Annotated in this window: 22 protein-coding genes; 11 read left to right on the top strand and 11 right to left on the bottom strand. The window is 62.4% G+C overall.

The features are described from left to right. Nucleotides 1-161: 161 nt before the first annotated feature. Nucleotides 162-647, bottom strand: a complete 486-nt coding sequence (locus FCL40_RS09560; protein ID WP_136853073.1) for a MarR family winged helix-turn-helix transcriptional regulator — start codon at nt 645-647, stop codon at nt 162-164. Nucleotides 648-1,021: 374 nt separating this feature from the next. Here FCL40_RS09560 and FCL40_RS09565 point away from each other — a divergent pair, with 374 nt between their 5' ends. Together FCL40_RS09565 and FCL40_RS09570 are read left to right on the top strand one after the other, a co-directional pair. Then, entirely contained in the window at nt 1,022-3,139 is a 2,118-nt protein-coding gene (locus FCL40_RS09565; protein WP_136853074.1) for a TonB-dependent receptor, read from the top strand. A gap of 120 nt (nt 3,140-3,259) precedes the next feature. Further along, nucleotides 3,260-3,472, top strand: a complete 213-nt coding sequence (locus FCL40_RS09570) for a hypothetical protein (protein ID WP_136853075.1) — start codon at nt 3,260-3,262, stop codon at nt 3,470-3,472. Nucleotides 3,473-3,553: 81 nt separating this feature from the next. Here FCL40_RS09570 and serS read toward each other — a convergent pair whose 3' ends face one another. The 6 genes from serS to lrp form a co-directional block, all read right to left on the bottom strand. Then, the gene (gene serS / locus FCL40_RS09575; RefSeq protein WP_136853076.1) at nt 3,554-4,843 is read right to left on the bottom strand and encodes a serine--tRNA ligase; all 1,290 of its coding nucleotides are present in this window, start codon (nt 4,841-4,843) and stop codon (nt 3,554-3,556) included. An 11-nt stretch (nt 4,844-4,854) separates the two neighbouring features. After that, nucleotides 4,855-5,229 (bottom strand): fluoride efflux transporter CrcB, encoded by a 375-nt coding sequence (gene crcB / locus FCL40_RS09580; RefSeq protein ID WP_136853077.1) that lies wholly within the window; start codon nt 5,227-5,229, stop codon nt 4,855-4,857. Further along, entirely contained in the window at nt 5,222-6,550 is a 1,329-nt protein-coding gene (locus FCL40_RS09585; protein WP_136853078.1) for a replication-associated recombination protein A, read from the bottom strand. Before FCL40_RS09585 ends, crcB begins: the two co-directional genes overlap by 8 nt. Continuing rightward, nucleotides 6,547-7,146, bottom strand: coding sequence for an outer membrane lipoprotein chaperone LolA (lolA, locus tag FCL40_RS09590; RefSeq protein WP_136853079.1), 600 nt, complete (start codon nt 7,144-7,146; stop codon nt 6,547-6,549). The genes FCL40_RS09585 and lolA overlap by 4 nt, the downstream gene beginning before the upstream one ends. 8 nt (nt 7,147-7,154) lie before the next feature. Beyond that, complete coding sequence (locus tag FCL40_RS09595; RefSeq protein ID WP_136853080.1) at nt 7,155-9,749, bottom strand: DNA translocase FtsK; 2,595 nt, start codon at nt 9,747-9,749, stop codon at nt 7,155-7,157. A 153-nt stretch (nt 9,750-9,902) separates the two neighbouring features. After that, nucleotides 9,903-10,409, bottom strand: a complete 507-nt coding sequence (gene lrp, locus FCL40_RS09600; protein WP_136853081.1) for a leucine-responsive transcriptional regulator Lrp — start codon at nt 10,407-10,409, stop codon at nt 9,903-9,905. A 185-nt stretch (nt 10,410-10,594) separates the two neighbouring features. Between lrp and ald the strand changes: the two genes are divergently transcribed. From ald to cydC, 4 genes are all read left to right on the top strand, one after another. Continuing rightward, on the top strand, nt 10,595-11,713 hold the full coding sequence (ald, locus tag FCL40_RS09605; protein ID WP_136853082.1) for an alanine dehydrogenase: 1,119 nt from the start codon (nt 10,595-10,597) through the stop codon (nt 11,711-11,713). Nucleotides 11,714-11,814: 101 nt separating this feature from the next. Further along, nucleotides 11,815-12,765, top strand: a complete 951-nt coding sequence (trxB, locus tag FCL40_RS09610; RefSeq protein WP_136853083.1) for a thioredoxin-disulfide reductase — start codon at nt 11,815-11,817, stop codon at nt 12,763-12,765. A gap of 69 nt (nt 12,766-12,834) precedes the next feature. Beyond that, on the top strand, nt 12,835-14,526 hold the full coding sequence (cydD, locus tag FCL40_RS09615) for a heme ABC transporter permease/ATP-binding protein CydD (protein ID WP_136853084.1): 1,692 nt from the start codon (nt 12,835-12,837) through the stop codon (nt 14,524-14,526). Beyond that, on the top strand, nt 14,519-16,174 hold the full coding sequence (gene cydC / locus FCL40_RS09620; protein WP_136853085.1) for a heme ABC transporter ATP-binding protein/permease CydC: 1,656 nt from the start codon (nt 14,519-14,521) through the stop codon (nt 16,172-16,174). The genes cydD and cydC overlap by 8 nt, the downstream gene beginning before the upstream one ends. A 45-nt stretch (nt 16,175-16,219) precedes the next feature. Here cydC and FCL40_RS09625 read toward each other — a convergent pair whose 3' ends face one another. Beyond that, nucleotides 16,220-16,690 (bottom strand): outer membrane lipoprotein, encoded by a 471-nt coding sequence (locus FCL40_RS09625; protein WP_169307066.1) that lies wholly within the window; start codon nt 16,688-16,690, stop codon nt 16,220-16,222. A gap of 48 nt (nt 16,691-16,738) precedes the next feature. On the opposite strand from FCL40_RS09625, the gene aat reads away from it, so the two are divergent. From aat to infA, 3 genes are all read left to right on the top strand, one after another. Then, entirely contained in the window at nt 16,739-17,452 is a 714-nt protein-coding gene (aat, locus tag FCL40_RS09630; RefSeq protein ID WP_136853086.1) for a leucyl/phenylalanyl-tRNA--protein transferase, read from the top strand. Further along, on the top strand, nt 17,445-18,143 hold the full coding sequence (locus tag FCL40_RS09635) for an arginyltransferase (RefSeq protein ID WP_136853087.1): 699 nt from the start codon (nt 17,445-17,447) through the stop codon (nt 18,141-18,143). Before aat ends, FCL40_RS09635 begins: the two co-directional genes overlap by 8 nt. Nucleotides 18,144-18,215: 72 nt before the next feature. Next, on the top strand, nt 18,216-18,434 hold the full coding sequence (infA, locus tag FCL40_RS09640) for a translation initiation factor IF-1 (RefSeq protein ID WP_028108260.1): 219 nt from the start codon (nt 18,216-18,218) through the stop codon (nt 18,432-18,434). Nucleotides 18,435-18,515: 81 nt separating this feature from the next. Here the strand turns inward: infA and clpA are convergent, their stop codons facing one another. Further along, nucleotides 18,516-20,783, bottom strand: a complete 2,268-nt coding sequence (clpA, locus tag FCL40_RS09645; RefSeq protein ID WP_136853088.1) for an ATP-dependent Clp protease ATP-binding subunit ClpA — start codon at nt 20,781-20,783, stop codon at nt 18,516-18,518. 34 nt (nt 20,784-20,817) lie between these two features. Next, nucleotides 20,818-21,132, bottom strand: a complete 315-nt coding sequence (gene clpS, locus FCL40_RS09650) for an ATP-dependent Clp protease adapter ClpS (protein WP_136853089.1) — start codon at nt 21,130-21,132, stop codon at nt 20,818-20,820. Nucleotides 21,133-21,329: 197 nt separating this feature from the next. Between clpS and cspD the strand changes: the two genes are divergently transcribed. After that, entirely contained in the window at nt 21,330-21,536 is a 207-nt protein-coding gene (gene cspD / locus FCL40_RS09655; RefSeq protein ID WP_136853090.1) for a cold shock domain-containing protein CspD, read from the top strand. Between the two features lie 60 nt (nt 21,537-21,596). Here the strand turns inward: cspD and icd are convergent, their stop codons facing one another. Beyond that, the gene (gene icd, locus FCL40_RS09660; RefSeq protein WP_136853091.1) at nt 21,597-22,850 is read right to left on the bottom strand and encodes an NADP-dependent isocitrate dehydrogenase; all 1,254 of its coding nucleotides are present in this window, start codon (nt 22,848-22,850) and stop codon (nt 21,597-21,599) included. 207 nt (nt 22,851-23,057) lie between these two features. On the opposite strand from icd, the gene rluE reads away from it, so the two are divergent. Next, nucleotides 23,058-23,678, top strand: a complete 621-nt coding sequence (gene rluE / locus FCL40_RS09665; RefSeq protein ID WP_136853092.1) for a 23S rRNA pseudouridine(2457) synthase RluE — start codon at nt 23,058-23,060, stop codon at nt 23,676-23,678. Nucleotides 23,679-23,707: the final 29 nt, after the last annotated feature.

Genomic DNA, 23,707 nt, shown 5'->3' on the forward strand with positions numbered 1-23,707 from the left:
AATGTGTGATGCTCCAACCATCACCTCCGGAATACAGTTCGTTAACCACCCGGACGCAATGGCATTACATGTTAACGAACCAATCATTTGATCTCAAATTATTGCGCTGATGTTGGGCACAAAAAAGGCGGCATCGGCCGCCTGTTGTGGATGGCTGCAGCTTACTTGACCGTGTCCGGTGACGCGATGTCCAGCAGCGGCGCCGCGTCGAGGGTTTCCGCATCCATCATGTAAGCCACCCGCTGCATGGATGACAGGATCTGGGTCTTCTCCCAGTCATCAAGATTCTCGAAGCGATCGATGAACTTCTCATGCAACAGCGGCGGCGCCGAGGCCAGAACTCTGACACCCTCCTCGGTCAGCCGCGCGTTGACGATGCGTTTATCGGTCTGGCTGCGCACCCGCTCAATCAGCCCGCGATCCTGCAGACGATTCAAAATGGTGGTCACGGTAGCCGGACTCAGGGACACGTCGCCGGAGAGCCGTCGAACGGTGACGTCCCCGAGAGTATCGATGGCCCTGAGGACCATCACCTGGGGAATGGTCAGGCCGCAGGCCTTGATCATGCGTTTCGATTGCAGGTCAGTGGCCCTGATGATGCGCCGAAGTGCCACGAGCACCTCAGGCCAGTATTGTGCCTCAGGCATGTCACCCCTTTGTAACTGTTAGTGATAATTGCATGAGTATATTCCTGCATGGCCAGATGGCAACACCGTCCCTCCATCAAATTTTTCCGCGTTTGGGGAAAGGGGGGAAGCGGCGCCGGTTTTCCACGCACTTTTCGGCAACGCCCGCCACGCCGCGGGCTGGAAACGAGTCGCAACCCGTTTCACCCGCCGAGCCGGATGTCACGGTCGGCATAACCTTAGAGCTAGAAGGGGTAATGCGCTGATCCAAAAGTCTTTTCACCTAGTCTATGTGTGGATTTACATTACCCCAAATAGTGATCATTCTCATTTGCATTTGCAAAACGTGGGGGTAAGATGTCGTGGTTTTTCACCCAATCAAAAGGTTGTAATCCATGTGTAACACCTACCTGCCCCTTTGCATCGCCCTGGCCGTGCCCGTTACTGTGAGTGCCGAGAGCGCTCCTCCGGCCGACGAGGAGATGGAGCGGATCATCGTGACCGGCAGCCGAATTGTGGAGAGCATTGACGAGGTGCCGGCTTCCATCACCATCGTGACTGCAGAGCAGCTCCAGAATGACCTTCAGGTCAGCTCGGAGCTGCAGAACATGCTGGCGATCCGGGTTCCCGGGATGGCTCCTTCCACCGGCAGTACCAGTAACTTTGGCCAAACCCTCAGGGGACGGGCCGCCCTGGTGATGATCGATGGGGTGCCTCAGTCCACCCCGCTGCGCAATGGCGGGCTGGGCATCCGCACCCTGGACCCCTCTGTCATCGAGCGCATCGAGGTGATCAAGGGTGCCACCTCGGTGTACGGCAACGGCGCCGCGGGAGGGATCATCAACTACATCACCAAGAAGCCAGGCCGGGAGACCGGAGTCCGCCTCGGGGTCTCCAGCCGTGCCAGCCTGGTCAAAATGGAGGACAGCCTGGGTCACAGGCTGGAGGCGGTGGCAGATGGCTCACTGGACGACCTCAGCTATGTCCTCTCTGCGGTGAGAGAGGAGAATGGGGTACAACGGGATGCCGAGGGGGACATTATCGGCACCAAATACGGCATCTCCGACAGCGTTGCCCATAACTATTTCACCAAACTGGGATACCAGCTGGATGACGACAAGCTCCTGCAGCTCACCTACAACTATTACGAGTCACAGATGGATGCGGACCTGGTCGATGTACTGGGTGACATCAACGCCGGCGAAAAGACCTATGCGGTAAAGAACAGCTCCGGCACGCCCAACCCGGGTGAGCCCCAGGGGCCGCGAGGCAACCACAATGTCATGCTCCGCTACAACGATCTCGAGCTGTTCACCAATACCGAGATGACCCTGGATGGCTACTGGCAGAGGATCGAAAACGTCTTCTTCTACTCGCCGGTCCTGTCCAATCCGGAGCAGGGATACGACGGCGGCCAGTCCTACATCAAATCGGAAAAGAGCGGCTTCAGGGCCACCTTCAACACACAGCTGGAGTGGGACAGGGTTGAGGGAACCTTTATCTATGGTACCGACCTTCTCAACGACGTGACCTCTCAACCCCTGGTCGACGGACGGATCTGGGTGCCGGAGATGGACATGAACAACCTGGCCCTGTTCCTGCAGACCAAGTGGATCATCGCCGATGACTGGGTGGTCAAGGCCGGTGTCCGTCATGAAAACATCGACCTGGATGTGGATGATTACCAAACTCTGAAGCTGTGCCGCAGCGCAGATCAATGCTCTGTCCCCATGAACGTCACCGGTGGCAAGCTTGAGTACCGGGCCACCACCTACAACCTTGGCCTGAGATACCTGGGTGACGAGCGATTCTCGCCCTTTGCCAACTACTCTCAGGGAGCGGACATCTCCGACATTGGTCGTCTGCTGCGCACCGCCACCGTCACCGACATCAACGACATTCGCACCGAAGCGTCCATCATCGACAACTACGAACTGGGCTTCAGCAGCCAGTTCGACAACCTGAGGTTCAATGTCACCGCCTACCGGAGCACCTCCGAACTGGGCACCGCCAACAAGTTCGACCCCAACACCGGTGTCTACATGCCGGTCCGGGCGCCACAGAAGATCTGGGGCTATGAGGCCAGCGTGGACTACAGTGTCAGCAGCGACCTTGCCCTAGGGGGCACCTACAGCTGGGTAGAAGGCAAGGACACCGACAACGACATCTATCTGGGTGCCCGGCAGATCGCCGCCCCCAAACTGACTGCCTACCTGGACTGGGTGCCGGTGGACAACGCCAAGCTCTCCCTGACCTACCTGCATGTGGGCAGCCGAGACCGCTTCGAGCCCGTGGAGGGCAACTATGTCGGCGATCAGGCGCCGGTCGACCGCTATGACGTGGTCAACCTGAGTGCCCGTTACCAGCTGGAGAACTGGGAGCTGTTCGCCGGCATCGAGAATCTGTTTAACGAAGATTACTACCCAGCCACCTCCCAAGCCTTCACCTACGGCGGCTACAACACCAAGGGGCTGGGGAGCACCCTGAATCTGGGGGCCAAAGTTCGCTTCTGAACCGAGGGGCACGCCAGATCAGGCAAGAGGCGCTAATGCGCCTCTTTTTCTGTCTGTCACCGTAGGCTAACTGACTGGAGAATCTATGCTATCTGAGTGATCGCCGTCTATTATCAGAGTATGGCATCCACCCTGAAGAGGCGCCGCACCATGCTGATCTCCACCCTGATCCTGCTGCTGACCGCCGTGGTCTACACGGTGATGCGCTACGACAGCTACTCCAGCGGCGAACTGTCCATCATCGCCATCATGGTGCTGGTGTCTTCCGCACTGCTCAGCGAGGTGGCGGCCCTCAGGCAGAGGCTGAAGCGGCTGGAGAAGCGGGATCCTTAACACCTCCCTGTGCTTGTGGCCCCCAGGTCCCAGGCACTAAAAAGCCCGGCACTTGGCCGGGCTTTCTCTGCTCTGAGCGGATTAACCGATGTGGGTCAGGCCACCCATGTAGGGGCGCAGCACTTCGGGAATCTCGATGCGGCCATCAGCCTGCTGATAGTTCTCCAGAATGGCCACCAGGGTGCGGCCCACCGCCAGGCCGGAGCCGTTGAGGGTGTGCAGCAGCTCTGGCTTACCGGTTTCGGGGTTGCGCCAGCGTGCCTTCATGCGGCGGGCCTGGAAATCCCCCATGTTGGAGCAGGAGGAGATCTCCCGGTACTTCTCTTGGCTGGGTACCCATACCTCCAGATCATAGGTCTTGGTGGAACCAAAGCCCATGTCACCGGTGCACAACACCACCTTACGGTAGGGCAAGCTCAGGTTCTGCAGCACCTTCTCGGCATGACCGGTCAGCTCCTCCAGGGCCGCCATGGACTCGGAGGGCTTGGCCAGCTGTACCAGCTCCACCTTGTCGAACTGGTGCTGGCGGATCAAGCCTCGGGTATCCCGGCCCGACGCGCCGGCTTCGCTGCGGAAACAGGGGGTGTGGGCGGTCATCTTCACCGGCAGCGCCTTGGCATCGATGATCTCGTCACGGGCCATGTTGGTCAGCGGCACCTCGGCGGTAGGGATCAGGCTCAGGCGGCGATCGGTGTCCTCCTCCAGCTGCTCGGTATGGAACAGGTCCTCACCAAACTTGGGCAACTGGCCGGTACCACGCAGGCTGTCCGGATTCACCAGGTAGGGGACATACATCTCTGTGTAGCCATGCTCGCTGGTGTGCAGGTCCAGCATGTACTGTGCCAGGGCACGGTGCATGCGGGCAACCTGGCCCTTCATCACGATAAAGCGGGAACCGGAGAGCTTGGCGGCGGCGGCAAAGTCGAGACCCTCGACCCCCTCGCCCAGGTCCACATGGTCCTTGACCTCGAAGTCGAAACGACGGGGCTCGCCCCAGCGGCTCACCTCGACGTTCTCCTCCTCATCGGCACCGATGGGGCAGGAGGCGTCAGGCAGGTTGGGGATGCCGGCAACGATGTCGTCCCACTCGGCCAGCAGCTTATCCTGCTCCGCCTTGGTCGCCGTCAGCTTGTCGCCCAGGCTGGCCACTTCCGCCAGCAGCGGGGCGATATCTTCGCCATTGGCCTTGGCCTTGCCGATCGACTTGGAGCGACTGTTACGTTCAGCTTGCAGTTCCTGAGTTTCGACCTGCAGCGCCTTACGCTGTTCGTCCAGTTTGGTCAAACGCGCCACATCCAGGATGTAGCCTCGGGTGGCCAGACGCTCGGCAGTCTGCTCGAGGTCGGCTCTTAGGTATTTGCTGTCTAACATATCGCTTCTATTTAGAGTCGTGCATAAACCAACTGCTGACCGCACACCACCATCGCAAAACAGAGGCCGACGTTCAGCAATACATTCAACATGGCTTTGATCCAGTACCCCCCCTGCAGCAGCAGGACGGTTTCGTTGGAGAAGGTGGAGAAGGTGGTTAACGCACCCAGCATGCCAACACCAACGAACGCTTTCAGGGTCGGGGACAGATTGGTGACATCGCCCCAGGCGTAGAGCGCCCCCATAATCAGAGAACCTATGCAATTGACGATCAGTGTACCAAAGGGAAAGCCAGTTCCGAATAGCTTTAGCGCAAGAAGTGAGGTGCCATAACGTGCGCTTGCTCCCACCGCGCCCCCCAGGGCCACTGCAATCAGGTTATTCATAGCGTTTGTTCCCACTTTGGCGGTCCATTTCCGCCAACTGATTGAGTTTCTCTTTGATCTTCCTCTCCAACCCCCGGTCGCTCGGCCGATAGTATCGCTCCCGCTCCAGCTCCGGTGGCAGGTAGACCTCGCCGGCGGCGTAGGCGCCGGGCTCATCATGGGCATAGCGGTATTCGGCGCCGTAACCCAGCTCCTTCATCATCTTGGTGGGCGCATTACGCAGATGCACCGGCACCTCCAGGTGACCGGTGTCGCAGGCGCGGGTCCGGGCCGCCTTGAAGGCGGTGTAGACCGCGTTGCTCTTGGGAGCCACCGCCAGGTAGACCAGGGCCTGGGCGATGGCCCGCTCCCCCTCCGCCGGTCCGACTCGATGGAAACAGTCCCAGGCGTTCAGCGCCACCTCCATCGCCCGGGGATCGGCGTTGCCCACATCCTCCGATGCGATGGCCAGACAGCGGCGGGCCACGTACAGTGGATCGCCGCCCCCCTCAAGGATACGGCAGTACCAGTAGAGGGCCCCGTCGGGGTTGGAGCCTCGAACCGACTTGTGGACGGCGGAGATCAGATCGTAAAACTGGTCGCCCTTGTTGTCGAAGCGAGCCACCGGCTCACCGGCCACCTCGGTCAGCATCTCTTGGGTCAGGTGGCCGTCCTCACTCATGTCCGCCATCAGCTCCAGCAGGTTCAAGGCGCGGCGGGCGTCGCCATCCACCAGGGTCGCCAGGGTACCGAGCACCTCGTCGTCCATCCGCAGGTTGAGCTTGCCCAACCCCCGCTCGGCATCGGTCAGGGCGTCACCGAGGATCCGCTTGATCGACTCGGCATCCAGCTTCCTGATCACATAGACCCGGGCCCGGGAGAGCAGCGCGCTGTTGACCTCGAAGGAGGGGTTTTCGGTGGTGGCGCCGACGAAGATCACCGTGCCATCTTCGATGAACGGCAGAAAGGCGTCCTGCTGGCTCTTGTTAAAGCGGTGCACCTCGTCCACAAACAGCAGGGTGCGACGCCCCTGGGCCTGGGCAACCTCCCTGGCCTTGGCGATCGCCTCGCGGATCTCCTTCACTCCGGAGGTTACCGCGGAGATCCGCTCCACGTGAGCGTTGGAGTAGCTGGCCACCAGCTCAGCCAGGGTGGTCTTACCGGTCCCCGGTGGCCCCCACAGGATCATCGAGTGGGCCCGGCCCGCCTCCAGCGCCTGGCGCAGCGGCTTGCCCGGGGCAAACAGGTGCTCCTGGCCGATGTAGTGCTCCAGCTTTTCCGGGCGCATCCGCGCCGCCAGGGGGCGGAAATCTGGGCTGAAATCCAGGCTCAGGCTGGTCATTGGCCGCGCTGGTCGTCGATCTCGGTCCCCTCGGGCGCGGTGAACCGGAACTCACTCATGGCCACCCCTTCAGAGGTGAACCCGGACAGGGCAAATTCACTGCGCACCGCCTGGCTGTCCACCATGGCCAGCGAAGCGATCCGTTCGCCGTCGAAACAGACCGACATCATCCGGACGTGGCTGTCCTCGCTCTTTGGCTCGGCGGTGAAACACTGCCCCTGCTCGCTGAAACGGTACTGATCCCAGGCCTCGGCGTCGGTACGGGTGAGGATGGTCAGCGGGGTCTGGGCGATGGCGTCGTCCTGGCGATAGATGGAGACCGCCTCCATCAGCGGGTCGTACACCCACACCGCGTTGCCGTCGGCCACCACCAGGCTCTCCTCCGGCGCCGTCAGTTGCCAGCGGAACCGGTCCGGGGCACTGACGGCCAGGCGCCCCCGCCCCTCCTGGATCAGATTGCCCTGATCATCGAACACTTGCTGGCTGAACCCGGCCTGGAACTGCTTCAGCTTGGCCAGCTTCTGCTTCAGATTCTCTTCGGCCCCTGCGTGGGCCAGGGCGGGCAGCAGTGCCGCCACCAATAAAATTCGCGTCATACTCTCTCTCAGTCTCTTGCGGGCACCAGCACCTCGCGGTTGCCGTTGTGCCCCGGCGGGCTCACCAGCCCACTCTCCTCCATCTCCTCCACCAGGCGCGCCGCCCGGTTGTAGCCAATCTTCAGCTTGCGCTGAACACTGGAGATGGAGGCCCGGCGGGACTCGATGACGAAGGCCACCGCCTCATCATACAGGGGATCCTTCTCCCCTTCGGCGTCTGAGCTCTCACCGGGCAGCAGCACCTGTTCGCCACCGCTCTCTCCGGCGAGGATCTCCTCGATGTAGTTGGGTTCACCCCGGGCACGCCAGTCTGCCACCACCCGGTGCACCTCATGATCATCCACGAAGGCACCATGGACCCGCATGGGAACGCCGGTGCCCGGCGGCAGGTAGAGCATGTCCCCCTGCCCCAGCAGCTGTTCCGCCCCCTGCTGATCGAGGATGGTGCGCGAATCGACCCGGCTGGAGACCTGGAAGGCGATTCGGGTGGGGATGTTGGCCTTGATCAGGCCGGTGATCACGTCCACCGACGGCCTCTGGGTGGCCAGGATCAGGTGGATACCTGCGGCTCGCGCCTTCTGGGCGATGCGGGCGATCAGCTCCTCCACCTTCTTGCCGACAATCATCATCATGTCGGCAAACTCGTCCACCACCACCACGATGGAAGGCAGTTTCTCCAGCTCCGGCGGCTGGGTGTCCATGGAATCGGTGGCGCTCCACAGCGGGTCTGTCAGGGGCTCACCCGCCTCCCTGCCTTCCCTCACCTTGGCGTTGTAGCCCTTGAGGTTGCGCACCCCCAGGGCAGACATCAGCTTGTAGCGGCGTTCCATCTCGCCCACGCACCAGCGCAGGGCGTTGGCGGCCTCCTTCATGTCGGTGACCACCTCGCACAGCAGGTGCGGGATCCCCTCGTAGACCGACAGCTCCAGCATCTTGGGGTCGATCATGATAAGCCGCACATCCTCGGGCGTGGACTTGTAAAGCAGGCTGAGGATCATCACATTGACCCCCACCGACTTACCGGAGCCTGTGGTTCCGGCCACCAGCAGGTGCGGCATCTTGGCCAGATCCACGGTCACCGGGTACCCGGAGATATCCTGCCCCAGCACCATGGCCAGGTTGGACTTGGCCTGCTCAAACTGGTCACAGCCCAGCACATCCCGCAGGAAGACGATCTCCCGGTGCTTGTTGGGCAGCTCCAGGCCAATCACCGACTTGCCGGGGATCACCTCCACCACCCGCACGCTGACGGCGGACAGGGCCCGGGCCAGGTCCTTGGCCAGGTTGGTGATCTTGGAGACTTTGACCCCGGGGGCCAGGTCCAGTTCAAACCGGGTGATCACCGGTCCGGGATGCACATCCACCACCTTGGCGGAGATGTTGAAATCTGCCAGCTTAAGCTCCACCAGCCGGGCGATCTGATCCAGCTCTTCTCGGCTGATTGGGTTCTTGCTCTTGTTGGGCCGGTCCAGCAACTCCAGGGTCGGCATCAGTGTCTGTGCCTCCGGTGTGGTCGGCTCGGCGACGGTGGCAACACTCTCCTTCCTGGGCTTGGCTTCTGCCGCCGGCCTGGACGCCCTGTTGGCCGGCACCGCCTCCCCGGTGGTCGATGAGAGCGCGGGCTCCTCTGTCCCGGCCTCTACGCCCAACACCGGCTCGGTGCGCGCACCAAACAGTGCCTCGCCGTCCAGTTCGGGGGCCAGTCTGGGCGGCTCCCCGGCGGGCCGCGCCTCCATCGCCTCCTCCGGCCCGTAGCGACGCTCGTCATACCAGGCAACGAAACGGTTGAACCAGCGGAAGCGGTAGAGGAAGGGCACTGTGTCCAGCCAGTCGGTCGGCTCTTCGTCGCTCCCCTCCCGGTCGACCGCCGACTCCGGGGCCACGGTGACCGAGGCATAGGCCGGGGCGGCGACGGACTCGGCCCCCTGGTGTTTCTGCGCCAGTGCCAGAATATCGTCCTGCGGCGCCTTCTCGCCCCGCTTTCCGAGGCTCAACAGCCTCGACGGCAGCGCCCAGGTCCAGGTCAGGGCAATGATCACCCCGGCCCCCACCCCCTCAACCACGGTGACCCAGCTCAATCCGGTGAACAGGGTAAAGCCCGCGCCGATGAAACAAAGCAGCAGCAGGGTGGTGCCCATCAGGTTGAAGTAGGGCAGCATGGCGTCGCGGATCACATCGCCGATGACGCCACCGGCGGAGAAGTAGTAGATATCATCGGCATTGATCGACGCCAGGGTGGCAAACCCCAGCAGCATCAGCAGCAGGCCGACGATACGCAAGGCCACCGAGAAGTAGTCGATCTCGGCGATGCGGTAGCTGCGGCGGAACATCAGCCAGCCGATGCCGGCGGTCAGCACCGGAATCGCCCAGGCGCTGATGCCGAAGGCAAAGTAGAGCAGGTCTGCCAGCCAGGCGCCGACGCGCCCCATGGAGTTGTGTACCTGCCCGTCCCAGGCGGTCTGACTCCAGCCGGGGTCGGCCGGGTGGAAGCTGCCCAGGGCGGCCAGTAGGTAGAGAGCGAGGGCGCAGCAGAGGATAAGCCCCAGTTCCAGCAGTCGCTGAATGCCATTTAGAGTGCGTGTCTGAGTCTCTTGCTCACTCAAGGCGGGTACCTTTTTTACTCGCAGATTCAATAGAGAAGCCTACCATATCAGACAATGGCGGCGGATGCATGGTTATCTATACAGTTATCGGGAGGCGCGGAGGGAGGGTGAAACCCAGCAGCGCCTCCGCCGGAGGCACTGCTGGCCTGGGGATCAGGCTGGGACGTTTGTCTGGCTGATCTGGACCCGGCTGGTCTGCTTGACCTCCTCCATCACCACGTAGGTGCGGGTGTCCTTGACGCCGGGGAGCTTGAGCAGAGTGTCAGACAACAGCTGACGGTAGGCGGACATGTCGCTTACTCGGGTCTTCAGCAGGTAGTCGAAATCGCCGGATACCAGGTGGCACTCCTGGATATCTTCCAGCGCCATGACCGACTGGTTGAATTTGTCGAAGACGTCCGGGGAGTCACGGTTCAGGGTGATCTCCACGTAAACCAGCAAAGAGGCGCCCAGGTAATGGGGGTTGACCAGGGCGGTGTAGCCCTGAATGAATCCCTGGCGCTCTAGGCGCTTGACCCGCTCCAGACAAGGAGTGGGGCTCAGACCCACACGCTTGGACAGTTCGACGTTGGAGATGCGGCCATCCTTCTGCAGTTCATTCAGGATGTTGCGGTCGATTCTGTCCAACTCTTTGAGTGGCTTTTTCTTATTATATGCCATTTTGTGCTTCCTTTTCCCTTCTTGGTTGGGTTTTTGTCCTAATAATGCCCAAATATATCGGAAGAAAAACTTCCGACTGAATAATATACTGATTCGCGCCCGATAGCCACGAAAAAATCATATTCAGGGGTAGTTTTTCCATACTTACGCCTGTGGATTAATAGAAATTACAAAAAGGGGACAATATGATCATTGGTGTGCCAAAGGAGATTAAGAACCACGAATACCGCGTCGGCATGGTGCCCGCCAGCGTACGGGAACTGACCCGCCGCGGCCACCAGGTTCTGGTACAGACCCAGGCAGGCAGCGGTATCGGTTTCGAGGATCAGGACTACATCAACGCCGGTGCCGAGATCCTCGGCAGCGCCGAGGAGGTGTTTGCCCAGGCGGAGATGATTGTCAAGGTGAAGGAGCCTCAAGCCGTGGAACGCGCCATGCTGCGCCCCGGTCAAATCCTGTTTACCTATCTGCACCTGGCCCCCGACCTGCCTCAGACCGAGGACCTGGTGAAGAGCGGCGCCATCTGTATCGCCTATGAGACCGTCACCGACGACAAAGGCGGCCTGCCGCTGCTGGCACCCATGTCCGAGGTGGCCGGTCGCATGTCGATCCAGGCCGGCGCCCAGGCGCTGGAGAAATCTCACCAGGGACGAGGCATGCTGCTGGGCGGTGTTCCGGGCGTCGAGCCCGCCAAAGTGGTGGTGATTGGCGGCGGCATGGTCGGCCGTAACGCGGCCCTGATGGCGGTCGGCCTGGGCGCCGACGTCACCATCCTGGATCGCAACGTCAATGTGCTGCGAGATCTCAACCATCAGTTCGAGAACCGCGCCAAGGTGATCTACTCCACTGCCGAGGCCTTGGAGAAGCACGTTTTGGACGCGGACCTGGTGATCGGCGGCGTATTGATCCCTGGCGCGGCGGCCCCCAAGCTGGTGACCCGCGAACATATCGCCAAGATGAAGCCCGGTGCCGCCATCGTCGATGTCGCCATCGACCAGGGAGGGTGCGTCGAGACCTCCAAGCCCACCACCCATCAGGATCCGGTGTTCATCGTCGATGACGTAGTCCACTACTGCGTGGCCAACATGCCCGGCGCCGTGCCGCGCACCTCCACCTTCGCCCTGAACAACGCCACCCTGCCCTACATCGTCGCCCTGGCGGAGAAGGGCTACAAGCAGGCGCTGCTGGATGACAAGCATCTGCTCAACGGCCTGAACGTGATGGACGGCAAGATCACCTGCGCCGAGGTGGCCGAAGCCCTCAACTTGGAGTGTGTCGACCCCCGCTCGCTGCTGGCTGGATAAAAAACCTGACAACGCAATCGAAAAAAGGGGGCAGTCGCCCCCTTTTCTTTTACCCCCACGGCCCATAGAATCCGGGCATACGCTTATGAATGGAGACTCTGATGACCCAGGCAAAACACTGTGGCCTTTTGATCCTTGGTTCCGGCCCCGCCGGCTACACCGCGGCGGTGTACGCAGCTCGCGCCAACCTCAATCCGGTGCTGATCACCGGCATGCAGCAGGGCGGCCAGCTGACCACCACCACCGAGGTGGAGAACTGGCCCGGTGACCCTGAAGGCCTGACCGGCCCCGGCCTGATGCAACGGATGCAGGAGCATGCGGAGCGGTTCGACACCGAGATCCTGTTCGACCACATCAACGAAGTGGATCTGAAGACCCGACCCTTCCGCCTCAAGGGGGACAGCGGCGAGTACACCTGTGATGCGTTGATCATCTCCACCGGTGCCAGCGCCAAGTACCTGGGCCTGGACTCCGAGGAAGCGTTCAAGGGGCGCGGCGTATCAGCCTGTGCCACCTGTGACGGTTTCTTCTACCGCAACAAGCCCGTGGCCGTGGTCGGCGGCGGCAACACCGCCGTGGAGGAGGCCCTCTACCTCTCCAACATCGCCAGCGAGGTCCACCTGGTCCATCGCCGCGACAGTTTCCGTGCGGAAAAGATCCTGGTGAAGCGGCTGATGGACAAAGTGGAGAACGGCAACATCGTGCTGCACACCGACCGCACCCTGGACGAGGTGCTGGGCGACGACATGGGGGTCACCGGGGTTCGCATCAAGGACACCCACTCCGACGCCACCGAAGAGCTGAGCGTCGACGGCGCCTTCATCGCCATCGGCCACCAGCCCAACACCCAGATCTTCGAGGGCCAGTTGGAGATGAAGGATGGCTACATCCTGGTCCAGAGCGGTCTGGAGGGCAACGCCACCGCCACCTCGGTGGACGGTGTCTTCGCCGCCGGCGACGTCATGGACCACAACTACCGCCAGGCGATCACCTCCGCCGGCAGCGGTTGCATGGCCGCCCTGGACGCCGAGCGTTATCTGGACGCCCAGTAACGACCCGCACTAACGATTCGAGGGGGAGCGCTGTCTCCCCCTTTTCGCCTTTGAACGACGTGACCCTCTATGGATAAAGCCTTACAGCGCCACCTGACCCGCTGGCTGCGAAACGCCGCAAAACCGGCAAGGGGCTGGCTGATGCTGACCCTGGGCTGCGGTCTGGCGGCCGGCCTGGCCATCATCGGCCAGGCCTGGGTGCTGGCCGAGCTGCTGCACCAGTTGATCATCGAGGAGGTGGCCAGGGAGCAGCTGACCCAGCCGTTCCTCCTCCTCGCCGCCCTCATCGCCGTCAAATCCCTGGCCCTGGCGGGCAGGGAGCGCTTCAGCTTCAACATCGGCGCCCTGGTGCGCCAGAACACCCGGGCGGCCATCCTCGACAAGATGGAGCGCCTGGGCTCGGCCTACACCGGCAGCCGGGCACAGGGCGCCTGGACCACCATGCTGCTGGAGCAGACCGAGCAGATACAGGAGTTCTTTGCCAAGTATCTGCCGCAGATGATGCTGGCGGGAATGATTCCACTGCTGATCCTGGTGCTGCTGTTCCCCATCAACTGGGTCGCCGGCCTCATCCTGCTGGGCACCGCCCCATTGACGGTGCTGTTCATGGCAATCATCGGCATGGGCGCCGCCGACGCCAACAAACGCAACTTCCAGGCCCTGGGGCGCCTCTCCGGCATCTTCCTCGACCGGCTTCGCGGCATCAGCACCGTCCGCCAGTTTGCCGCCGTCGACGCCCAGGCCCGCTCCCTGCACCAGGCCTCCGATGAGTTTCGCCAGCGCACCATGGAGGTGCTGCGCCTGGCCTTTCTCTCCTCCGCCGTACTGGAGTTCTTCGCCGCCATCTCCATCGCCCTGGTCGCCGTCTACTTCGGTTTCAGCTACCTGGGCCATCTGGACTTTGGCCACTATGGCACCGGCATCACCCTGTTTACCGGATTCCTGGTGCTGCTGCTGGCCCCGGAGTTCTACCAGCCCCTAAGGGACCTGGGCGCCTTCTATCACGCCAAAGCCCAGGCCCTGGGCGCCGCCGAGTCGATCGTCGAATTCCTGGAGCAGCCTGAACCCGAGGCGGCGACCCAGGGTGTCCTGACCCGGCGAGAGCCGATCGCACTGCGGGCGGAGGCCCTGGTGGTCACCGCTGCGGATGGCACGCCGCTGACCCGGCCGGTCAGCTTCACCCTGGCCAGCGGCCGCAAGCTGGGGCTGGTGGGGCCCTCGGGCGCGGGTAAGAGCTCCATCCTCAAGGCGCTGATGGGCCTGCTGCCCTACCAGGGCAGCCTGACCGTCAACGGCACCGAGGTGCGCGAGCTGGCACGGGATCACTGGATGGGTCACTACAGCTGGCTGGGTCAGAATCCGGCCCTGGTGCACGGCAGCGTCCGTGACAACCTGCTGCTGGGTCACCCCGAGATCACCGGCGAGCAGCTGACCCATGCCTGCGCCCTCGCCCACCTGGACGAAGCCCTGGCCCTGTTCCCCGCAGGGCTGGATCACCGGGTTGGCGACCGCAACAGCGGCCTCTCCGTCGGCCAGGCCCAGCGGCTGGCCCTGGCCCGGGCGCTGCTCAAGGACGCCCCACTGCTGCTGCTGGATGAACCCACTGCCAGCCTGGATCACCGCAGCGAAACCCTGGTGATGGATGGCCTGCGTCAACACTGGCGCCAGAAGAGCGTGGTCCTGGTCAGCCACCGCCGTCAGGCGCTGGAGGAGCTGGACCAGGTATTGGAGATTCTGCCGAGGGAGGCCGACCATGAATGACCTTAAACCCTTCCTGGCCCTGTTCCGTCCCCACTGGCGGATGATGGGGCTGGGGATCCTGCTGGCGATCGTTACCCTGTGTGCCAGCATCGGCCTGCTCTCCCTCTCCGGCTGGTTCCTGGCGGCCTCGGCCAGCGCCGGCCTGGTGGTGGCCACCCGCGGCCAGTTCAACTACATGTACCCCAGTGGCGGGGTGCGGGGACTGTCGATCCTGCGTACCGCCGCCCGTTGGGCGGAGCGGGTGGTCAGCCACGACGCCACCTTCCGGCTGCTCACCGATCTGCGCGACCGCTTCTTCCGGGCCCTGGCCCCGCTGACCCCCGCCGATCGGGGCGATCTTCGCGACGGCGACCTGCTCAACCGCATGGTGGCCGACGTGGATACCCTGGATCACCTCTACCTGCGGCTGGTCTCCCCCCTGATGGCGGCCATCGTCGCCATCGCCGCCGTGGGGATACTGGTATCGCTGTTCGATCCCGCCCTGGCGGGACTGCTGGTGGCGATTCTGCTGGCGCTGCTGGTGGTGTTGCCGCTGATCTTCTACCGGCTGGGGCGGCGCCCAGGACGACAGCTGGGAGAGAGCACCCGCGGCCTGCGTCAGCAGCTGGTGGACTTTATCGGTGCCCAGACCGAACTGGCGGTCTACGGTGGCACCCGGGACCAGCGTCGACGCATTGTCGAGGCCGAACAGGCGCTGATCGGCGCCCAGGTGAGCCTGACCCGGGTCACCGCCACCTCCCAGGCGCTGCTGCAACTGCTCAACGGCTGGACCCTGGTACTGATGCTCTACCTGGCAGCGGACCAGATCGGCGGCCTGACCCCTCCGGGGCCACTGCTGGCGCTGATCGCCTTCGTCACCCTGGCCAGCTTCGAGGCCTTGGTGCCGGTGGCCGGCGCCTTCCAGCACCTCAGCCATACGATCAACGCCGCCGGCCGCCTAAGGCCGGTACTGGAGCAGCCTTCGACGCTGTGCTTTGGCGATCAGCCCTGGCAGAGCGGTCCCATCACCCTGAGGGGCATCAACTTCGCCTATCCCGGCAGCCCCCTGCCGGCACTGGAGGGCATCAACCTGACCCTGGCCCCGGGCGAGAAGGTGGCGCTGGTGGGCAAGACCGGATGCGGCAAGTCCAGCCTGCTGAGCCTGCTGAGCCGGGAGTGGCAGCCGGACTCGGGCACCCTGGCCCTGGGAGACCTCCCCTGGTTCCAGCTGAGCGAATCCGCTCTGCGCGGTGAAGTGTGCCTGGTGGAACAGCGGGTGCATGTATTCAGCGGTACCCTCAGGGAAAACCTGCTACTGGCCCGGCCCGGAGCCGACGACCGGCAGTTGTCCGAAGCCCTGTCGGCGGTGGGCCTGGATGGACTGCTGGAGCGACAGGGGCTGGACCAGTGGCTGGGCGAAGGGGGGCGTCAGCTCTCCGGCGGCGAAGCCCGCCGCATCGGCCTGGCCAGGGCCCTGCTCCACCCGGGCTCAGTGCTGCTGATGGACGAACCCACCGAGGGGCTGGACGATGACACCGAGCGACGGGTGCTGGCACGGCTGTTGACCGACCGCCGCAGTGTGCTCTATGTGACCCACAAGGGTGCCGGCCTGGAGAGGATGGACCGGGTGGTGCAGATGGAGCAGGGACGGATTGTCGCCGGTCAATAACACCGAAGGGCGCCCAGGGGCGCCCTTCTCTTTGCTCGGTGACGGCTACATCGCCTTATCGACCCGGACATTGTCACTGGAGAGGAACACCAGTCGCACCTCATCCCCGGGGGCGAACAGCATCGACGGATCCCTGTCCTGCAACACCATCAGCCGCTCACCGGACTCGGTCACCACGATCAGCTCCACCAGACGCACCTGACGCACCTGGTAGCCGGGGTTGCGGTTGTGGGCCAGGTTGGCCCCCAGCAGCGCCCCTACCACGGTGGCCACATCCCGCCCGGAGCCGTCACCAAACTGGTTACCGATCAGGCCGCCGATCAGGGCGCCGCCAAAGGTCTTCCAGCCCCGGTTGCGATCTTCGATAAGCTCCTGTTGTTCCACCTGGCGTACCGACTCCACTGTGGCATAATCCACCCTCTGCACCGGCACCGCCTGGTTGCGGTTATAGACCTGGGCATGGGCCAGGGAGGCGCCGAGAAGCATCAGCGCCAACAATCCTCGTATCACCCGCATGGTTTTTTCGCTAACTTTAAGTAAGACACAGGTTCTATAGTACGCGTTATGGTCAAGGTTGTCCGCTACCTCAATAACGAACATCACTGGTTTCCCACACCGGAAGAGGCCCTGGCCGAGCCCAACGGCCTGCTGGCCATCGGCGGTGATCTCTCGCCGGAACGGCTCATGCAGGCTTACAGCCGTGGCATCTTCCCCTGGTTCAACCCGGACGAACCGATCCTATGGTGGTCTCCGGATCCCAGGGCACTGTTCCAGGTGGCCCGCCACCGCCCCTCCCGCAGCCTGAAACGCTCGCTGCGGCGCCGGGGCTGGCGCCTGACCCTCAATCACCATTTTGCCGGGGTGGTGGATGGCTGTGCCTCCCCCAGGGCCAAACAGGACGGCACCTGGATCTCGCCGCAGATGCGCGCCAGCTACCTGGCGCTTCACCGTCTCGGCCACGCCCACTCGGTGGAGGTGTGGCACGACGGCACCCTGGTGGGCGGGCTGTATGGCGTTCTGGTGGGGGGGCTGTTCTGTGGCGAGTCGATGTTCCACCGCCAGACCGATGCCTCCAAAGTCGCCTTCTGGGCCCTGAACCACCACCTGAAGTCATGCAATATCCAGTGGATCGATGCCCAGGTGCCCAACGAGCACCTGGCCAGCCTGGGCAGCGAAAGCCTCTCCCGCGAGGCATTCCTGCGGCTGCTGTCGGAGTGCCGCCAGCAGCGGGTCGACCCCAGCCACTGGCAACCACAGGAGATCTGCCTGGATGTCTGAAGTAAGCCGGTTGCCCCTGGGACTGAGCCAGCCCTTTGAGTGCAGTTACCGGCCAGAGAAGAAAGAGCAGCTGCTGATTGTGCAGAGCAAGATGAACCCCGGCCACTTCGAGGGGCTGATGAGCCTGGGATTCAGGCGCAGCGGCAGCGATGTCTACCGCCCCCACTGTCCGGAGTGCCGCTCCTGCGAGCCGGTACGGGTGCTGGTCAGGGAGTTTACCCCGAGCCGGTCACAGAAAAGGGTGCTGGCCAGGAACCGGGACCTCAGCTGGCGGGTGGTCAGCCAGCCCACCGATGAGCACCGGACCCTGTATCACAGGTACATCCGCGGCCGTCACCATGATGGCCCCATGTACCCGCCCACCGATGAGCAGTTCAACCGCTTCCTTCCCTGCGACTGGCTGGAGCAGGGCTATCTGGAGGGGCGTCTCGACGGCAAGCTGGTGCTGGTGGCGGTCACCGACCGCCTGAGCCAGGCCCTGTCGGCGGTCTATACCTTCTTCGAACCGGAGCTGGATAAGCGCTCTCTCGGGGTGTGCGGTATACTTAAACAGTTGGAGTACGCCAAGAGCGAAGGCAAACAGTACCTCTATCTGGGTTACCAGATCGAAGAGTGCCGCAAGATGGCCTACAAGACCCAGTACCGGCCCTACCAGACCCTGACCATCGGCGGCTGGCACACGGTGTCCTAAGCCAACTTTACACTAGCCTTAAATTACGGCATGATACGCCCGATTTTTGTTTCGTAACAGGATAACCACTTAATGGCAAAAGAAGACAGTATTGAGATGCAGGGCACCATCCTGGAGACCCTCCCCAACACCATGTTCCGGGTCGAACTGGAAAACGGCCACGTCGTGACCGCCCACATCTCTGGCAAGATGCGCAAGAACTACATCCGTATCCTCACTGGCGATACCGTGACTGTAGCTCTGACCCCCTACGATCTGAGCAAGGGTCGCATCGTCTTCCGTTCTCGTTAATCCCTGTTGCAGCGCCGCCGAGGCGGCCCCCGCCGGATTCAAAAAAGCCCAGCGTTTGCTGGGCTTTTTGTTGCCTGGAGATCAGGCCTGAGCCACCTCTTCCGGGGCGTAATGGAAGGTCAGGGCATCCCCCTCGACGGTCACCTGAACCTCGCCGCCCCCCTGGAGACGACCGAACAGGATCTCGTTGGCCAGGGGTTTCTTCAGTTGCTCCTGGACCAGCCGGCCCATTGGACGGGCCCCCATGTTCTGATCGTAGCCCTTCTCGGCCATCCACACCCGGGCGTCCTCGTCCACCTGCAGGGTTACCCTCTTGGCATCCAGCTGCGCCTGCAGCTCCACCAGGAACTTGTCCACCACCTTGGCGATCACCTGCATATCCAGGTGATTGAACCAGATGATGGAATCCAGCCGGTTGCGGAACTCCGGGCTGAACACCCGGTTTATCTCACTCATGGCATCCAGGCTGTGGTCCTGCTGGCGGAAGCCGATGGACTTGCGGATGGTCTCCTGCACCCCGGCGTTGGTGGTCATCACCAGGATCACGTTGCGGAAGTCGGCCTTGCGGCCGTTGTTGTCGGTCAAGGTGCCGTGGTCCATCACCTGCAGCAGCAGGTTGTAGACATCCGGGTGGGCCTTCTCGATCTCATCCAGCAACACCACCGAGTGGGGGTGCTTGAGCACCGCGTCGGTCAGCAGGCCACCCTGGTCGTAGCCCACGTAGCCCGGAGGCGCGCCCACCAGACGGGAGACGCTGTGGCGCTCCATGTATTCGGACATGTCGAAGCGGATCAGCTCGACCCCCATCAGCCTGGCCAGCTGGTTGGTCACCTCGGTCTTACCCACCCCGGTGGGCCCCGCCAACAGGAAGCTGCCCACCGGCCTGTCCTCGTTGCCCAGCCCGGACCGGGACAGGCGGATGGAGGCGGTCAGGGCATCGATGGCGGGATCCTGGCCAAACACCACCATCTTCAAGTTGCGATCCAGGTTGGCCAGCAGATCCTTGTCCGAGGCGGACACCGATTTCTCTGGGATGCGGGCCATCTTGGCGATGATCGCCTCTACATCGTTGACCGACACCGTCTTCTTGCGCTTCGATGGCGGCAGCAGTGCCATACGGGCGCCGGCCTCGTCGATGACGTCGATCGCCTTGTCCGGCAGGTGACGCTCATTGATGTGCTTGGCGGAGAGTTCAGCGGCCGCGGTCAGGGCCGACTGGGTATAGCGCACACCATGGTGCTGCTCATACCTCTCCTTGAGCCCCTGCAGGATGCGGATGGTATCCTCGACGCTGGGCTCCACCACGTCGATCTTCTGGAAGCGGCGGGCCAGCGCCCGGTCCTTCTCGAAGATCCCCTGGAACTCCTGGTAGGTGGTGGAGCCGATGCAGCGCAGCTTGCCGCTGGAGAGCAGCGGCTTGAGCAAATTGGACGCATCCATCATGCCGCCGCTGGCGGCGCCGGCGCCGATGATGGTGTGGATCTCGTCGATAAACAGGATGGCGTTTTTGCGCCGCTGCAGCTGTCGCAGCACCGCCTTGAAGCGCTTCTCGAAATCCCCCCGGTACTTGGTGCCCGCCAGCAGCGACCCCATGTCCAGGCTGAAGATGATCGCCTCGGCCATCACCTCGGGCACCTGCTCGTTGACGATGCGGTAGGCCAGACCTTCGGCGATGGCGGTCTTGCCGACACCGGCCTCCCCCACCAGCAGCGGGTTGTTCTTGCGGCGGCGGCACAGCACCTGAATCGCCCGCTCCAGCTCGTTGTCACGGCCGATGAGAGGATCGATCAACCCGGCCTTAGCCTGCTCATTGAGGTTGGTGGCAAAGTTCTCCAGCTTCTCGTTGCCTTCGGCGGACTCGTCGCTCTGGACCTCCTCCTGGCTCTCCTCGCCACCGGCGTCCATATCGTCGTGACCCTTGACCACCCCGTGGGCGATAAAGTTGACCACGTCGAGGCGGGTCACGTCGGATTTGCGCAGCAGGTAGACCGCCTGGGACTCCTGCTCGCTGAAGATGGCCACCAGCACGTTGGCACCGGACACCTCGTTGCGGCCACTGCTCTGCACGTGGAAGACCGCCCGCTGCAGCACCCGCTGAAATCCCAGGGTAGGCTGGGTCTCCCGCTCCTCGTCATCGACGGGGATCAGCGGCGTGGTCTGCTCGATAAAGCCCTCAATCTCCTGGCGAAGGGTCACCAGTTTGGCGCCACAGGCCTCGAGGGCCTCTTTGGCGGCGGGGTTGTCCAGCAGGGCGAGCAGCAGATGCTCAACGGTCATGAACTCGTGGCGGCTGTTCTTGGCCCGCTGGAACGCCGTGTTCAAGGTCAGTTCGAGGTCTTTATTCAGCATATGGAGTTCCCCTGAGTTGCGTTGGACATGCTGGTTACACGCGCTCGGTGCAGCACAACAGCGGATGACCGTGTTCACGGGCATACCGGTTTACCTGCATCGCCTTGGTCTCGGCAATGTCCAGGCTATACAATCCACATACGCCCTTTCCCTGGTAGTGGATCGTCAGCATGATCTCCGTCGCTTCCTCGACGGGCTTGGAAAAAAATTTCTGCAGTACTTCAACCACAAAGTCCATGGGTGTGTAGTCATCATTATTCAGTATCACCTTGTACTGAGGCGGCGGCTCCACAGCCTGTTGCCGAGATTCTTTCTCGACAACCAAGTCTGGTAGGGTCTCTCTGCTCATTGTAAAAGCTTAGTCACTCCGAGGGGGTTTGTTGAAGATTGTGATTCAATTAGGGCTTGACTCCGATGTTATCCGTTTGTTAATAGATAGGGGGTCAACATCAATAGTTGGCCGCTAAGTTTCATCCTTATTCCTGTTATATGGGTGAAGCCAGACGATTACAAGACGATTCAAGACTAATGGAAGGAAGTCGAAGTATGGCTAACGGAACAGTGAAGTGGTTTAACAACGCCAAAGGATTCGGATTTATCTGCCCTGAAACCGGAGGTGAGGATGTGTTTGCCCACTACTCCACCATCCAGATGGATGGATATCGTACGCTGAAAGCCGGCCAGCAAGTGGAGTTCGAGATGGAGGAGGGCCCCAAGGGGATGCACGCCTCCAACATCACTCCCGTCAAGTAGGACCGATTTGGCGTAAAAAAAGCAGACCCGATGGTCTGCTTTTTTATTGGCTGCAATCGGTTACATGTTGCTGATCACCGCATCACCGAACTCGGAACAGCTCAGCAGGGTGGCCCCCTCCATCAGACGGTCAAAGTCGTAGGTCACGGTCTTGGCGGCGATGGCCCCCTCCATCCCCTTGACCACCAGGTCGGCGGCTTCCAGCCAGCCCAGGTGACGCAGCATCATCTCACCGGAGAGGATCAGTGAACCGGGATTGACCTTGTCCTGACCGGCGTACTTGGGCGCGGTACCGTGAGTGGCTTCGAACAGCGCCACTCCGTCGCCGATGTTGGCACCGGGAGCGATGCCGATGCCGCCCACCTGGGCCGCCAGGGCGTCGGAGATGTAGTCGCCGTTGAGGTTCATGGTGGCAATCACATCGTACTCGGCAGGACGCAGCAGAATCTGCTGCAGGAAGGCATCGGCGATCACATCCTTGATGATGATCTCCTTGCCGGTGTTGGGGTTGGTCATCTTGCACCACGGGCCGCCGTCCAGCAGCTCGGCGCCAAACTCGCGCTGGGCCAGCTCATAACCGAAGTCCTTGAAGGCACCCTCGGTGAACTTCATGATGTTGCCCTTGTGGACCAGGGTCACCGAGTCGCGGTCGTTGTCGATGGCATACTGGATCGCCGCCCGCACCAGACGGTCGGTCCCCTCTTTGGAGACCGGCTTGATGCCGATGCCGCAGTTCTCTTCAAAGCGGATCTTGGTGACGCCCATCTCTTCGGTGAGGAACTTGATCACCTTGGTCGCCTCGGCGCTGCCCGCCTGCCACTCGACACCGGCGTAGATGTCTTCGCTGTTTTCACGGAAGATCACCATGTTGGTCAGTTCGGGGTGCCTTACCGGGCTGGGGGTGCCCTGGAAGTAGCGCACCGGGCGCAGGCACACGTATAGATCCAGCTCCTGGCGCAGGGCCACGTTCAGGGAGCGAATGCCGCCGCCTACCGGGGTGGTCAGCGGACCCTTGATGGCCACGGCATACTCCTTTACCGCCTCCAGGGTCTCCTCAGGCAGCCAGGTATCGGCACCATAGACCTGAGTGGACTTCTCACCGCAATAGATCTCCATCCAGTGGATCTTGCGCTCGCCGCCGTAGGCTTTCTCTACCGCGGCATCCAGAACTTTACGCATGGGTGGGGTCACGTCCACACCGATGCCGTCACCTTCGATGAAGGGGATGATGGGCTCGTTGGGAACGGTCAGCACGCCGTTGTCGGCAACAGTGATCTTCTGACCAGCAGCTGGGACGACAATCTTAGACTCCATGTTATTCTCCTTATTCCTTGCGTATGTAGGGCGGCCGGCCCGTCCGGCCGAATCATGAGCTTTGTCACATTTCGCCGTCATCATATAACAGACCGGCGAGATTAGAAACGACCGCCACAGGCCGCCACTGAGTATGACTTCATCAATAGGGTCATACCATTGAACCTTGGTCTAGTGCCCCCGCAATAAGCTAGGTAAACTGGGACGATGCAAAACAGAAAACCCACCCGACCCCAGCGCCGGCCCGCCCCGGCGAACCGCCCCCGCCCCCGCCCCCCTCAGGGTCCCAGGAAGGTGGTGCTGTTCAACAAGCCCTTCGACGTGCTGACCCAGTTCACCGATGACCAGAACCGGGCCACCCTCAAGGATTACATTCCCCTGCCCGGGGTGTACGCCGCCGGCCGCCTGGACCGGGACAGCGAAGGGCTGCTGGTGCTGACCAACGACGGCAAGCTGCAGGCCAAACTGACCCAGCCGGGCAGGAAGACCAGCAAAACCTACTGGGTGCAGGTGGAGGGGATCCCCAGCGAGGAGGCCCTGGAGCAGCTGCGCCGGGGGGTGACCCTCAAAGATGGCCCCACCCTGCCCGCCAAGGTGGAGCGGATGGCACCTCCCGCCGACCTGTGGCCGCGCAATCCCCCCATCCGCGAGCGCAAGTCCATTCCCACCCGTTGGCTGGCGGTCACCCTGGTCGAGGGGCGCAACCGCCAGGTGCGGCGAATGACCGCTCACATCGGCCACCCCACCCTGCGGCTGATCCGCTACCGCATGGGTCACTGGACCCTGGATGGACTCGCCAGCGGCGAGTACCGGCTGCTGGACGATTGACCCCAATTCACTGGAAATTCGTGCCCTGC

It is taken from the genome of Ferrimonas sediminicola (assembly GCF_005116715.1).
GTDB classification, from domain to species: domain Bacteria; phylum Pseudomonadota; class Gammaproteobacteria; order Enterobacterales; family Shewanellaceae; genus Ferrimonas; species Ferrimonas sediminicola.